Source organism: Halorubrum shenae, assembly GCF_051194165.1.
GTDB lineage: Archaea > Halobacteriota > Halobacteria > Halobacteriales > Haloferacaceae > Halorubrum.
Genome location: NZ_JBLZNI010000004.1, coordinates 92,728 through 105,223 on the forward strand (window position 1 = coordinate 92,728; position 12,496 = coordinate 105,223).

13 protein-coding genes and 1 pseudogene are annotated in these 12,496 nt (G+C 68.0%); 4 read left to right on the forward strand and 10 right to left on the reverse strand.

Going from position 1 to position 12,496, the window contains the following annotated elements; translation table 11 throughout:
* Window positions 1-129: 129 nt before the first annotated feature.
* Both ACNS88_RS06855 and ACNS88_RS06860 read right to left on the reverse strand, forming a co-directional pair.
* Window positions 130-327 (reverse strand): DUF5800 family protein, encoded by a 198-nt coding sequence (locus ACNS88_RS06855; protein ID WP_435095049.1) that lies wholly within the window; start codon window positions 325-327, stop codon window positions 130-132.
* Between the two features lie 89 nt (window positions 328-416).
* Entirely contained in the window at window positions 417-599 is a 183-nt protein-coding gene (locus tag ACNS88_RS06860) for a DUF5786 family protein (RefSeq protein ID WP_050026968.1), read from the reverse strand.
* Between the two features lie 153 nt (window positions 600-752).
* Here ACNS88_RS06860 and ACNS88_RS06865 point away from each other — a divergent pair, with 153 nt between their 5' ends.
* On the forward strand, window positions 753-2,075 hold the full coding sequence (locus ACNS88_RS06865) for a polymer-forming cytoskeletal protein (RefSeq protein ID WP_435095050.1): 1,323 nt from the start codon (window positions 753-755) through the stop codon (window positions 2,073-2,075).
* Window positions 2,076-2,107: 32 nt separating this feature from the next.
* On the opposite strand, the gene ACNS88_RS06870 is transcribed toward ACNS88_RS06865, so the two are convergent.
* Window positions 2,108-2,872: a ribonuclease H-like domain-containing protein gene (locus ACNS88_RS06870; RefSeq protein ID WP_435095051.1), complete on the reverse strand. Its 765-nt coding sequence runs from the start codon at window positions 2,870-2,872 to the stop codon at window positions 2,108-2,110.
* A gap of 86 nt (window positions 2,873-2,958) precedes the next feature.
* On the opposite strand from ACNS88_RS06870, the gene ACNS88_RS06875 reads away from it, so the two are divergent.
* Entirely contained in the window at window positions 2,959-3,681 is a 723-nt protein-coding gene (locus tag ACNS88_RS06875; RefSeq protein WP_435095052.1) for an SOS response-associated peptidase, read from the forward strand.
* Between the two features lie 36 nt (window positions 3,682-3,717).
* Here ACNS88_RS06875 and ACNS88_RS06880 read toward each other — a convergent pair whose 3' ends face one another.
* The 5 genes from ACNS88_RS06880 to ACNS88_RS06900 all read right to left on the reverse strand — a co-directional run bounded on the left by ACNS88_RS06880 (window position 3,718) and on the right by ACNS88_RS06900 (window position 9,166).
* Window positions 3,718-4,572, reverse strand: coding sequence for a ZIP family metal transporter (locus ACNS88_RS06880; protein WP_435095053.1), 855 nt, complete (start codon window positions 4,570-4,572; stop codon window positions 3,718-3,720).
* 184 nt (window positions 4,573-4,756) lie between these two features.
* Window positions 4,757-6,205, reverse strand: a complete 1,449-nt coding sequence (locus ACNS88_RS06885) for a small ribosomal subunit Rsm22 family protein (protein WP_435095054.1) — start codon at window positions 6,203-6,205, stop codon at window positions 4,757-4,759.
* A gap of 49 nt (window positions 6,206-6,254) precedes the next feature.
* Window positions 6,255-7,028 (reverse strand): prephenate dehydrogenase, encoded by a 774-nt coding sequence (locus tag ACNS88_RS06890; RefSeq protein WP_435095055.1) that lies wholly within the window; start codon window positions 7,026-7,028, stop codon window positions 6,255-6,257.
* Between the two features lie 70 nt (window positions 7,029-7,098).
* Window positions 7,099-8,394 (reverse strand): MFS transporter, encoded by a 1,296-nt coding sequence (locus ACNS88_RS06895; protein ID WP_435095056.1) that lies wholly within the window; start codon window positions 8,392-8,394, stop codon window positions 7,099-7,101.
* A 73-nt stretch (window positions 8,395-8,467) separates the two neighbouring features.
* Entirely contained in the window at window positions 8,468-9,166 is a 699-nt protein-coding gene (locus tag ACNS88_RS06900; RefSeq protein ID WP_435095057.1) for a thioredoxin domain-containing protein, read from the reverse strand.
* Window positions 9,167-9,261: 95 nt separating this feature from the next.
* On the opposite strand from ACNS88_RS06900, the pseudogene ACNS88_RS06905 reads away from it, so the two are divergent.
* Both ACNS88_RS06905 and ACNS88_RS06910 read left to right on the forward strand, forming a co-directional pair.
* A pseudogene (locus ACNS88_RS06905) lies at window positions 9,262-9,555 on the forward strand (DUF5779 family protein); the annotation flags it as partial.
* A 122-nt stretch (window positions 9,556-9,677) separates the two neighbouring features.
* Entirely contained in the window at window positions 9,678-10,652 is a 975-nt protein-coding gene (locus ACNS88_RS06910; RefSeq protein WP_435095058.1) for a nucleotidyltransferase family protein, read from the forward strand.
* 44 nt (window positions 10,653-10,696) lie between these two features.
* Here the strand turns inward: ACNS88_RS06910 and ACNS88_RS06915 are convergent, their stop codons facing one another.
* Both ACNS88_RS06915 and ACNS88_RS06920 read right to left on the reverse strand, forming a co-directional pair.
* On the reverse strand, window positions 10,697-10,921 hold the full coding sequence (locus ACNS88_RS06915; RefSeq protein WP_435095059.1) for a DUF8145 family protein: 225 nt from the start codon (window positions 10,919-10,921) through the stop codon (window positions 10,697-10,699).
* 59 nt (window positions 10,922-10,980) lie between these two features.
* Window positions 10,981-12,444, reverse strand: coding sequence for a DHH family phosphoesterase (locus tag ACNS88_RS06920; RefSeq protein ID WP_435095060.1), 1,464 nt, complete (start codon window positions 12,442-12,444; stop codon window positions 10,981-10,983).
* Window positions 12,445-12,496 lie beyond the last annotated feature (52 nt).

Genomic DNA, 12,496 nt, shown 5'->3' on the forward strand with positions numbered 1-12,496 from the left:
TGACCCACTACCTCATCGCGATAGACTGAACACAGAGACAGTAGTCCGCCGCTCCTCCTGGGCCGATATCTATGGCACCGCGCGACGTGTCTCGGGCGGAGGGCAGGTCCGACCGCCGTCAGTCACGACTTACAACACGTCGCCGATCCGCACCGGCTCGCCGTCGAGATCGGGCTTCTCCGCGACGATCTGTAACACCTCGTGATCGGTGACGTCGCGGTACCCCTTGCCGGTCGCCTCCTCGATCAGGTCCTTCTCGAGATCGAACTCGGTGCCCTCGTAGACGACGGCGACGCCGTCGTCGGTGAACGTCAGATCGGTACTCATAGGGATCGGTAGGCCGCGACCGGATAAAAGGGGCGTGACACGGCTGCGATCGACCCGAACACTGCTCTCCCGCGTTCGAGGGTGGGCGCCTACTCGTCGTCTTCGTCGTCTTTCATCTCCGAGAGTCGGCCGACGAGGTCGTCGGTCGACGCGCCGCCCTCGATGGAGACCTCACCGTCGTGGTCGTTCTCGTGGACGTTCACGGCGCTGTCGTCGTCGGTGTCCACGTCTTGGTCCTTCTGCTCGCTTTCGTCGTACGATCCGAATCCCATGTATGAACCTTCAGCGCCGGCCTGAAAAGGGTAGTGACACTGCGGTGGTTCGACAACGAGCCGCACACTTTACCGCAGCAACCGCCCCGCACCCGTCCGACGAGCGTCGGACAACCCCACACGGTTTATACGGGCGGAGGGAGTTCTCCCGGTGTGTCGCTGAGGGGAGGCGGTCCGATAGAGAAGCTCGCTGTCCCGTCCGGGACGACCGTCGAGGAGCACGACCTCGTCACCGACGGCGACGTGCTCGTCGGCGGCCAGTCGACCGTGGAGTTCGGGCTCCGCGGGCGAAACGTCGCGCTCGGCGAGCGTGTGAACGTCGAAAACGACATCGAAGCCGAGGGCGACTGCCGGCTCGACACGTGGTGTTCCGTCGACGGCAACGTCCTCGTCGGCGAGGACGCGTACCTCGGCGAGCGGGTGACCGTCACGGGCCGATTGATGGTCTCCGGCGACCTCGACATCGGCGACGACGTGACGATCGAAGAGGGGTTCGAGGCGAACGGGTGGATCGTCATCCGGAACCCCGTCCCCGCCCTCGTCTTCTACTTCATCGTCCTCTCTCAGCTCCTGCGGCTCGGCGAGACCGACGCGGCCGACGATCTCGCGGAGGCGCTCGCCGACGGCGACGACGTTCGCGACCCCCTGTTGGTCCCGCGCGGCGCCGAGATTTCCGACGACGCGTGGCGCGTCTCGACGCCCGCGACCGTCGGCGACGACTGCCGGCTCCACGGCAACCTCCGCGCGGAGTCGATCCGCGTCGGCGAGCGCAACGAGGTGTTCGGCTCTCTGCGCGCCCGCGAGGGGATCACGGTCGGCGCGGACACGACGATACACGGGGACGTCACCACCCGCGGCGGAACGGTCACCGTGAAGGCCGGCGCACGGGTGCTCGGCGACGTTTCCGCCGGCGACCTCGTCGTCCACGACGGCGCGGAGATCGACGGCACCCTCCGCGCCCGCGGCGAGATGAAGCTCGTTCAGGAGACGGACGACGCCGACGAAGGCACGGACGGTGACGATGCCGACGAAGGCGAGGAGAGCTCTGAGAGCGACGATACCGACGAGAACGGGGAGGAGAGCGATGACGACGGTGAGAGCGATAACGTGAATGTCGACGATGCGTCTGACTCCTCTTCGTCGGAGAGCGCGGAACCCTCGGACGACGAGGAATCGGACTCGGAAACGACGGACGACGAACAGGCCGACGACGACCCGGCGACTGAAACGGGCGAAGCGGACAAAACCGCTCGCGAGGCCGGGTCCGACTCCGGAAGTGAGCGTCGCGACTCTGCGGAGTCCGATGCTGACGGATCCGGCGCCGGGGACTCTGCCACTGAAGAACCCGCCGCCGAGGAATCCGCCACCGAGGAATCGGACTCCGAAGGATCCGATACTGAGGGCTCGCCAGCCGACGGGAGAGACGCAGAAGAGACCGACACCGAAGAACGAGACGCCGACGCGGAAGCGACGTAGCCGGTGTTGTTTATAAGCGATACCGACTGAGGCTACCGCTCGGCGGTTCCGCCGACGAACACGTCCTCGTGGAGCGTCTCGGTGACGACGTCCGCGAGGGTTCGGAGGTTCTCCGTGTCCTCGCGGTTGTACGAGACGAGCGTCTCGAGCGCGTCGTCGTCGCCCCGCTCGTACTCGCGCCAGAGCCGCACGGCGTCCCGACCCGAGAGGTCCGGGCGGTCGCGCTCGATCCCGATCTCCTTCTCGATCGGTTTCAGCCCCCCGGAGAGCCCGATCCGCTTGCAGGGGTACATGAGATCGAGGTGCGGCGTGTCGATATCGATCCCGAAGGAGGTCTCTAAGAACGGCACGTCGAACCGCGCGCCGTTGAACGTCGCGAGCAGGCTGGCGTCCGCGAACTGCTCGCGGAGCCGCTCGGCGGTGAGGTCCTCGCCGGCGACCAGCGTGTTCGTCTCCCCGTCGTGGTAGAAACTCACCGTCGTCACCCGATCGCGGTGTTCGTCGAGGCCGGTCGTCTCGATGTCGAAGAAGCAGGTCTCCTCGCGGAAGTTCTCGTAGAGCCGCCAGCGCTCCCCGCTCGGGAAGGTTCGGTCGAAGTAGGCGGAGTCGCCGTCGTCGAGGTGCGTCAGCGCCTCGGCGATGAACGACTCGATCCGGTCGGCGGTGGTCGAGCCGACGCCAGCGACGTCGACGGCGGGGTCGAACGACTCCCACGAGGTGACGCCCTCTCGCCAGATCCGACGCTCCGTCGTCTCGCCGACTCCCTCGACCGGGATGAAGCTGTTCTCGATGCGCATACTCGACCGCGGCGGCGCGCGGGCAAAAACCCGACGGGAGGCGGCGGCGCGATTTATACCGCCGCGGATCGAAAGATGGGACACGTATGTGCGGCCGCTACACCCTTTTCACCACCCCCGGCGATCTCGAAGCCCGATTCGACGCCGACTTCGCGGGCGCCGAGCCGAGCTACAACTGCGCGCCCGGCCAGGACCTCCCGGTGATTGCCGACGAGGACCCGACCGCCGCGACGCGGATGACGTGGGGGCTCACCCCCTCGTGGGCCGACGAGTCGTTCGACCTCATCAACGCCCGCGCGGAGACGGTCCGCGAGAAGCGGAGCTTCGCCGACGCCTTCGAGCGCCGGCGGTGTCTCGTCCCCGCGGACGGTTTCTACGAGTGGGTCGACGGAGACCGGGGATCCGGCGGGAAGACCCCCTACCGCGTCGCCTTCGAGGACGACCGCCCGTTCGCGATGGCGGGGCTCTACGAGCGGTGGGAACCGCCCGCGTCGGAGACGACGCAGACGGGGCTCGGAGCGTTCGGGGGCGGGGCGGGTGAGGACGACGACACGGACGACGAGGGCGGGCCTAGAGAGACGTTCACAATTATTACGACCGAGCCGAACGACCTCGTCGCCGACCTCCACCACCGGATGGCGGTGATTCTCGATCCGGACGAGGAAGCGACGTGGCTCCGGGGCGACCCCGACGAGGCCGCCGCGCTGCTTGACCCGTATCCGGCCGACGAACTGACGGCGCATCCGGTCTCCACGCGCGTGAACTCGCCCGGCGTCGACGCGCCCGAGTTGATCGAGCCAGTCGGCTGAACCCGACTGCAGCGCACCCAGTTTCGGGACGCTCGCTCAGCTCGCTAACGTGATGTCCAAGTACAGCATAATGATGACGCCCGCCATGAGTCCGAGCGTCGCCACGCGTTCGTACCCGCTCCTGTGCGTCTCGGGGATGATCTCGTCGGAAATGACGAACAACATCGCCCCTGCGGCGAACCCCATCGCGTACGGCAACAGCGGCTCGACCGTCGCCACGGCGACGGCCCCGAGGACCGCTAGCGGGATTTCGACGATGCCGGCCCGAATCCCGGCGACCGCGGCGTACAGTCGGCGGTCGAGGCCGGCGTTCACCGCGGCCACGGAGACGGCCAACCCCTCGGGAATGTTTTGGAGACCGATCGCGAGCATCAACGACAGCGCGCTCCCGAGCTGTGCCGGATCCCCGCCGGCTGCACCGAACCCGACGCCGACGGCTAACCCCTCAGGCATGTTGTGCAGCGTGATGGCTAGGATGAACAGGACGACGCCGGTCACCCGCTCGTCAGTGACCGGAAGCGTCTCGTTCGGCTTCGCCGCGTCCGTTCGACGGCTGCCAGTCAGCAGATAGTGCGCGTGGGGAACGAGTGCGTCCGCCCGGTCGAGAAACAGCGCGCCGATCCCCACGCCGATGAGCGTCGGAACCGGGTTTCCCCCGGAGTACTCCTCGATACCGGGAATGATGAGGCTGGTGAATGCGGCTGCGAGCATGACTCCGGCCGCGAACCCGAGCAGCCCGTTGAGGGCCCGTTCGGACGGGTTCCGCCAGACGAGGATGAGCGACGCACCGACGAGATTCAGGAGCGAGATAACGATCCCACCGACGAGTGCCTGTATCACCGGGGAGGTCCCGGCAACTCGGACAAACGCATCGGTGAGTCCAACCGCCATTGTACGCTGTTTATCGATAGGGCGCTTATAAGTATGCACATCGTTCGGACGGAATCGCCCCCGTCGTCGACGGTGCGGACAGACTGGGCCCGTTCGGTGGGTTCCGTGAACCATGCGGTTCCCGGGTAGCCAGGGTTGTTCCGGCCTGTGAGAAATGGTTTCCCCGTTCGGGCGTCGGGGCCTCTCAGCGCGCCACGAGGTCGACGACCGTCTCGTCGTCGACGACCACGTTGTACGCGCCCTCGTCGTCGTTCCAGAGCACGAGCCCGTTTTCGACGAAGACCACGGAGCCGTAGTCAGCCGTCCTGAGGTCGTCGTTGAGCACGGTCTCTCTCGTGCAGACGAGGTAGTGATCCACCGTCTGCGAGCCGTCGCCGACGCGGTAGAGGGCGTTGTCGCCGTCACTGAGATCGTGGCTGAGCTTCACCGCGAGTAGATTCACCCGATCGGTGACGTGCTCTTCGGAGTCGGCCATGCGCGCGCAGCGGCCGGCGCTCGCCCACACGTCGACTCGTCGCTTTCCGTCGGGGCGGAGGATCGCGTACGCGAACTGCACGTCGACGTTGACGAACTCGCCCGGCTCGTCGGCCGAGCCGCGCTCGGCCGCCTCGTCGAGCCGGCGCTGGAACGGGGGTATCTCGAGGTCGTCGGCCACGTCGAACGACCATCCGCCGTCAGCGGGCGTCGCGTCCGGCCAGAGTCGGAGGGTCGGCGAGTACGTCTCGACGCCGGTCTCGGGCGTCGCGACCGCGCGTTCCACCTCGCGGAGCCCCATGGCGGTGTTGCGGTCGGCGGGCGCGAACGCGACGACGCTCCCGTCGTCGGCGAGCCGGTCGAGCGCGCCCTCGACGACCGCGATTGGGTCGTCGAGCTCGGAGAGGACGTTCCCGAACACGACCAGGTCGAACTCGTCGGGGGCGTCGTCACCGCTTTTCGCTGTTTCTCCCTCGATCCCGAGGAACGATTCCGCCGTCTCCTCGTGGATCGTCGGACGGAAGTTCCGCCCCGTCTCGTCGAGCATGTGGTCAAGGACGTCGGCGGCCGCGCTCGGCTCGACGGCGTGATAGTCGACGACCGCGTCGTCGGGGAGGTAATCGTGGAGACCGAGCGCGGGCCCCCCGACGCCGGCGCCAACGTCGAGGACGCGCAGGGTCCGGTCGAGCAGCGCGTTCTCCGTGAGGTCGTCGAGGACGTACCCGATCGTCGCGTAGTACGCCGGCAGGTGGTAGATCGCGTACCCGATCGCCGCCACCCGGTCGTACGCCACGTCGTTCTCGTAGAGGTAGTCGGTCTTCAGCCGGCGCACGGCCTCCCGTAGCTCGTCGCCGGACTCCCCGCGGTGCCAGTTCGCGCCGAACTCCCCGACGAGCAGGTCCTCTAAGGCGAACGAGTACGCTTCGGGAAACGCCGCCGGCGCCCAGCCGGGCGCTCGGACGGGCTCCTCGGGGACGGGCTCGAAGGCGCCGTCCTCGCGCTCGCGCAACCGGAGGTCGAACGCCTCCTCGCGGAGCGTCTCGCGGACGACCGCCGGATGTGCGCCTCCCTCGATGTACTCCGAAATCTCCTCGGGGTCGATCGGTCTGACGTTGCGTAGGTAGTTGGCGTTGTTTCGGACGGCTGCTCTGTCTATCATGGAATCACTGGCGTCGTCGATCGGCTCACTCGTGTCGCTCCCGGCCCTCTCACTCGTGTCGCTCCCGGCCCTCTCGATCGCCGCGGGCGCGCTCGTAGAGGGCGGCGAACGCCTCCGAGTCGGCGTCGGCGATCTCGCGGGCCGCGTCGGCCACGTCGTCGGCGCCGTCGAAGGCGTGCTGGATCTCGGCGTACACCGCGGGCGCTCCCTCGGTGACGGTGTCGGCGACCTCGTCTATGGCGGCCGAGACGGGCGTGTGGAACTCCTCGCGTACGTCCTCGCCCGCGAGCCGCCAGGCGAGGACGGCCGCGTGCGCGCCGGCCTGTACCGTCTCCATCGCCTCGTCGTGCTCCGCGGCTGTCGTCTCGAACACCTCGTTGCCGCCGGCCTCGATCGCGGCCGAGACCCCCTCGATCGTCGGGCCACTCTCGTCGACGACCGCGGCGACGTTGCCGGGGACGCGCGGCGGCGCGAACAACGGGTGGTAGCTCGCGCGCTCGCACCCCGGCGCGTGCTCGCGCATTGCCGCGATCGCGTCGGTCATCTCGCCGGAGACGTCGAGGATCGCCCGCTCCGCGCGGGGGGCGTACGCCTCGATGGCGGCGGGAACCGCCGACATCGGCACCGCGAGACACACCGCGTCGTGGACGCTGTCGCCGTCGACTGGGACCGTCTCGGCGTCGCGTCCCGCGGCCGCGTCGGCGGCGACGTCGGGGTCGCGATCCGCGAAGGACACCGTCGCGTCGACCGGCAACTCGTCGGCCGACACGGTGTCGGCTACCCAGCGGCCGATCTCGCCGGCGCCCACCACGAGGATGTCCATCTGTCGTCCGTACGCAAGGGACGGGCGCCTTAAAAGGGCTCGACTCGGGCGGGCGCGTCAGGAGGGGACGTTACTCCGACGGCGATTGGCCCGTGCCGCCGCCGAGTCCGAGGAGGCCGCCGCCCGGAGCGATCGCCTTCACGGCCGGGAACAACGCCAGGGCGATGACGAGTTCGAGCCCGCCGACGGCCAGGAACGCGGGAGTGTACCCGAACAGTTCGGTGGCGCTCCCCCCGATGAGGAACCCCGCGAGGAAGCCGAGCGAGCCGAACACGTTGAACAGTCCCATCGCCGCGCCGCGGGCCTCGGGCTCGACGAGGTCCGTGACGAGCGCCATCGTCGCCGGCGCCATCAGCGCGCCGCAGACCCCGACGAGCACCATGAGCGCGGCCGCAATGGGATATATGGGTGCCACGCCGACGCCGATCGTGACGAGCCCGTAGGCGATCGACCCGGCCACGACGGGGAGAAAGCGCCCGATCCGGTCCGAAAGGGACCCGAACAACGGCTGCAGCACCGCGAAGGGAACGAAAAAGAGCGCGAGCGTCGCCCCCGCGGCCGCCGCCGAGAGGCCGAACGTCTCGGGATCCTGGAAGTAGTAGACGCCGACGAGCGCGAAGAAGCCGGCCGTGAGCCGGTCGACGAAGCCGAACGCGAGCGGGACCATGAGCCCGCGGGTCGTCCGCGCCTGCGTGAGCACGTCGCGGAAGCCCACGTCGCTCTGTGCAGCGTCTGCGCCGGTCTCGACCGACCGATCGGCGACGACTCGGTCGTCACCGAGAGCGGCGCGGTCAGCGACGACTCGGTCGTCAATAGTCAGCGCGAGGAGGCCCGCCCCTGCGAGCACCGCGGCACCGGCGTAAACGGGGTAGAAGGCGCTCACGTCGGCGAGCGCACCGCCGACGACAGACCCGACCGCCGCGCCGAGCCCGATGGCGACCCCGGCGGTCCCCATGTTGCGCCCGTTGCCGCCGCGAAGGTCCATCAGCGAGGTGATCGCCAGCGAGAAGGCGCCGATGGTGAGTGCGCCGCCGACGACCCGGACCGCGAGCGCCGCCCGGAAGCCGAACCCGAACTCGGGGACGGCAGCGAGCGCGACGTACGAGGCCGCACCTCCGAGCGCGCCGGCGACGATCAGCGGTGCCCGTCGTCCCAGCGCGTCGCTCGCAGTGCCCCAGACGACCGCGAAGGCCACGAACGCGCCGAACTCCGCGACGAGGAACCACATCCCGGCGTCGATGCCCGCGGGCGCTCCGAGCGCGACGACCAGACCCGGCACTCCCGGGTATAAGAGTACCTGCGAGATCAGCACGGCGAGCACGACGGCGCCCAGTCGCCGCCGCTCGCCGCGGTCGTCCTCCGTCATTCACTTATAAAACGGGTCGAACGGTCAAAAGGCCGACGCTCGGGTGAACCCCGATCGATACCGCGCGGTCCGCTTACAGCGCCTCGTCGATCGCCGCTGCGATCGTCTCCGCCCGATAATCTTCGACCGCCTCGCCGTTCACGAAGATCGTCGGCGTTCCCTCGACACCCATCGAAACCCCGTCGCTTCGGTCGCTCGCTGACACCTCCTCGTACGTCGCGAACTGCGCGTCGGCGATGGCGACGCACGGGTCCGCGCCGGCGGCCTCTGCGGCGTCGCCGATCGCCTCCCCGCTGTAGCTTCCCTGTGACTCGTAGGCCGCCTTGGCGAACGCGAAGAACGCCTCCGAGCCGTACTGGACGCCGACGCCGCGAGCCGCGCTGGCGACGGGGACCGCCCATCTCTCGTTGACGGGAATCGGGAAGTCCCAGTGTTCATAGCGGATCTCGCCGGAGGCGACGTACTCATCCCGGATCGTCGGGAAGTGGTCCAGCGAGTAGGTGGCGCAGTGGCCGCAGGTGAAGTCCTCGAACGCCTGCACCACCACGTCGGCCTCCGGGTCGCCGATGACGGGCCGGAACTCGGTATTCGGGTCCGCCGGCTCGGCGAGGTCGCAGTCGTACGCGCCCGTGTCGAGGGTGTTGCCACCGGTGTCGCCCCCGTCACCGCCATCGGTGCCGTCGCCGCCTCCGCCGCCGCCGAGACATCCCGCCGCGCCGACGACGCCGACCGACGCCGCACTCGCGAGCAGGGACCGCCGCGTGCGTTTCATGCGTCCGCTGGGGTCGGCGCGCACTTAACGACTCCGCGATCGGCCGTGACGCCTCGCGTCCGAACGTTTTTGCCGCCGCCTCGCAACTCTGAGGTATGAGCGATTGGGACCTCGACCTGCGCGACGCCGAAGAGCAGATGGACGAGGCGTTGGCAGCCGCCGGCGACGTCGTCCTCGGCGTTCTCGACGGGACGACAGACCCCGACGAATGGGTCCGCAGCGTCGATTACGGCAACACCCTCGTGTTGTCCGTCGAGGGCGATCTCAACGAACTCGCCGCGGGGTTCGCGCGCGACGTCAAAGACATGGGCGGCGAACTGATGCACTTCCGCGGGTTCCTCATCGTCACACCCCCCGGCGTCACGATCGACACCGACCGACTGAACGAGTAGGCTGCGCTCCGTCTCGTCAGTCGTAATCGAGCCCGCTTCCCGCAAAGACAACTACCCATCCGTTTCTCACCGTTGACAGTAGCGCAAGAGATATGTCGTCGGGGTGAGACGAGACGCGTATGAAAGCCGTCGTACTCGCTGGGGGTTACGCCACCAGACTCTGGCCGATTACCGAGACCCGACCGAAAATGTTCCTTCCGGTCGGCGAAAACACCGTCATCGACGAGATCTTCGAAGACTTCGAGGCCGACGACCGCGTCGACGAGGTGTTCGTTTCGACGAACGAACGCTTCGCCGACACGTTCGCGGCGTATCTCGACGACAGCTCGTTCGAGAAACCCACTCTCTCGGTCGAGGAAACCGTCGAAGAAGACGAGAAGTTCGGCGTCGTCGGGGCGCTCGCCCAGCTGGTCGAGCGCGAGAGCGTCGACGACGACCTCATCGTCGTCGCCGGTGACAACATGATCAGCTTCGATCTGGCCGACTTCGCCGACTTCTTCGAGAGTAAGGGGACGCCGACGCTGGCCGCCTACGACGTGGAGGACCGCGAGCGCGCGAAGTCGTACGGGCTCGTCGAGCTCGACGGCGACGAGGTCGTGAACTTCCAAGAGAAACCCGACGACCCCAAGTCGACGCTCGTCTCCATCGCGTGTTACGCGTTCCCCGCCGAGACGCTGCCTGACCTCGCGACGTATCTCGAAGACGGCAACAACCCCGACGAGCCCGGATGGTTCCTCCAGTGGCTGCAGAACCGCGGCGCGGTCCACGCCTACACCTTCGACGGCGCGTGGTTCGACATCGGCACCGCCGACAGCTACCTCGACGCCGTCGAGTACGCCTTGGATGGCGGTACGCTCGTCGACGACGACGCCACCGTCGAGAACGCCGACCTCGGCGACGTGGTCCACGTCATGTCGGGCGCGACCGTCACGGACTCGACGATCGAACGCTCGGTCGTCTTCCCGGACGCGACGATCACCGATTCGAAGATCCGCAACTCCGTACTCGACGAGGGCGTTACGCTGGAGAACGTGGACATGACCGGCGCGCTGATCGGCTCGTACACCTCGATCACCGAAGGCGACGACTTCTGAGCCCGGTCGCCGACTGCCGAGAGCGCCACCGCCGTTGCAGCCTGCTACTGCCCCGCAGCAGTCCCGGCCTGTCGATGGGTGTGGTGAAAGCAGTCGAACGTGCCGTCGTCGTCGGTGCCAGCCCCCGGACCGACCGGGTGGAAACACACCCGCTGGTACCGCTCGTTGTCGAGGAGGTTGACGACGAACCCGCCGTCATGCCGTGAGACCGACGCGTACGGGTCGCCGCAGGCGGGACAGGTTTCGGGGGGATCCTCGGGGACGTGCATAGTTGGCGTCGTAGTTGACGGACGCTACGGGCTGAGAACGCAAAACGACTCCGCCGGGCTCACGATCCGTTCCCGCTCTCGCCGCCGCCTTCGACGCCGAGCGCGTCGAACAGCTTCCGGCGGACGGCCTCCTCGGTGAGATGGAGCAGGGTGTCACGGTTCTCGCCGCTCGCCTCGATCCCGGTGAAGATGCCGAGCGGAATCTCCAGCGAGCCCTGCGTCGAGTGACCGGCGGCGTCGCCCATCTCTGAGAACGCCTCGTCGAGGACGTTGCCGATATTCAGCCGGATGTCCTTCGAGCGCGCGGCGAGGTAGATGGTGTCGTCGGCGATCCCCAACACGGCGGTGGTCGTGATCCCCTCCAGATTGAGGAGGTGTTGGGCCGCCTGCGCGAGCGCCTCGCGGTCCCGGATGAACCCGGCCGTCGAGAAGAGGTGGCTCCCCTGGACCTCGCGGTTCTGGATCGCCTCCGCGAGCACGTCCAACGTCTCGGGGCTCATCGACGGCGACTCCACCTGTTCGAGCGTGTCGTGGTTCGCGAACGGGTGCAGGTACGCGGCCGCGGTCAGGTCCGCGGGCGACGTGTCCCGCTTGAAGTCGAGCGTCTCGGCACGAATCCCGTAGAGGAGGGCGGTCGCGACCGCCTCGGTCGGCGACTGGTCGAACTCCTGGAGGTACTTCGTGAGGATCGTCGACGTCGAGGAGACGTTGGTCCGCACGTCGACGAACCGGGCGTCGAACGGGACGTCCGCCTCGAGATGGTCGATGTAGATATCGATGTCGACGTCGAAGTCGAACCCGTCCTCGGCCGATTTCGCGAGGTCGACCGCGGCCACCGTCCCGTACTCAGAGAGGCTCGGCGCCTCCGAGCGCGCAACCAGGTCGATCCCGAGCAGGTTGACGAACGCCCGATTTTCCTGGTGGCCCACGTCACCGGTGTAGAGAATGTCCGCCTCGACGCCGAACGCACCCGCGATGGCCTGCAGCGCGGTGGCCGACGCGATGGAGTCCGGCTCCGGGTTGTCGTGGGTCATGATCGCCATCCGCCCGTCATCGCCCTCGATTATCTCCGCGAGCTGGCGCGCCATGTACTCCAGTTCGCCGGTCTCTAACGACTGGAGCGCGCTGTCGGCGATCACCGTCGAAGGGTTGATTACCACGTCCGCGCCGCGCTCGCGCAGTTCGTCCTCGCTGACGGGGTCAGAGGCCCGGACGACGACGTAGTGGTCACCGCCAGTGTCGCGCACCGCCGAGACGGCCGCCTTGTTGGCCTCCACGTCACTCGCTAAGATTAACACGATGTCCCGGTCGTCGAGCGCCTCGACGACGTCCGGGTCGGCGATATCCTGCACGCGGGCATTGAGGTCCTGATCGCGGAGCGCCTCGACTCGGCTCTCGTCCCGGTCGAGGATGAGCACGTCCTTGCCGCGGCCGGTCAGGTCCTCCGCGACGGCGTGCCCGACGCTCCCACAGCCGAGGATCGCGTATCGCGTTCGCGCCGATCCGGATGCGCCACTACTCATTGGCAGTGATTTCCGCGGGACGACACTTAACGAGTGCGCTCTCGGCGCGGGG

Excerpts from the sequence above, each read along its gene's own strand:
- ACNS88_RS06890 (WP_435095055.1), bottom strand. The coding sequence starts at position 7,028 with ATGGACATCCTCGTGGTGGGCGCCGGCGAGATCGGCCGCTGGGTAGCC.
- ACNS88_RS06860 (WP_050026968.1), bottom strand. The coding sequence starts at position 599 with ATGGGATTCGGATCGTACGACGAAAGCGAGCAGAAGGACCAAGACGTG.
- ACNS88_RS06880 (WP_435095053.1), bottom strand. The coding sequence starts at position 4,572 with ATGGCGGTTGGACTCACCGATGCGTTTGTCCGAGTTGCCGGGACCTCC.
- ACNS88_RS06910 (WP_435095058.1), top strand. The coding sequence starts at position 9,678 with ATGAAAGCCGTCGTACTCGCTGGGGGTTACGCCACCAGACTCTGGCCG.
- ACNS88_RS06855 (WP_435095049.1), bottom strand. The coding sequence starts at position 327 with ATGAGTACCGATCTGACGTTCACCGACGACGGCGTCGCCGTCGTCTAC.
- ACNS88_RS06885 (WP_435095054.1), bottom strand. The coding sequence starts at position 6,205 with ATGATAGACAGAGCAGCCGTCCGAAACAACGCCAACTACCTACGCAAC.
- ACNS88_RS06900 (WP_435095057.1), bottom strand. The coding sequence starts at position 9,166 with ATGAAACGCACGCGGCGGTCCCTGCTCGCGAGTGCGGCGTCGGTCGGC.
- ACNS88_RS06870 (WP_435095051.1), bottom strand. The coding sequence starts at position 2,872 with ATGCGCATCGAGAACAGCTTCATCCCGGTCGAGGGAGTCGGCGAGACG.
- ACNS88_RS06875 (WP_435095052.1), top strand. The coding sequence starts at position 2,959 with ATGTGCGGCCGCTACACCCTTTTCACCACCCCCGGCGATCTCGAAGCC.
- ACNS88_RS06895 (WP_435095056.1), bottom strand. The coding sequence starts at position 8,394 with ATGACGGAGGACGACCGCGGCGAGCGGCGGCGACTGGGCGCCGTCGTG.
- ACNS88_RS06920 (WP_435095060.1), bottom strand. The coding sequence starts at position 12,444 with ATGAGTAGTGGCGCATCCGGATCGGCGCGAACGCGATACGCGATCCTC.
- ACNS88_RS06915 (WP_435095059.1), bottom strand. The coding sequence starts at position 10,921 with ATGCACGTCCCCGAGGATCCCCCCGAAACCTGTCCCGCCTGCGGCGAC.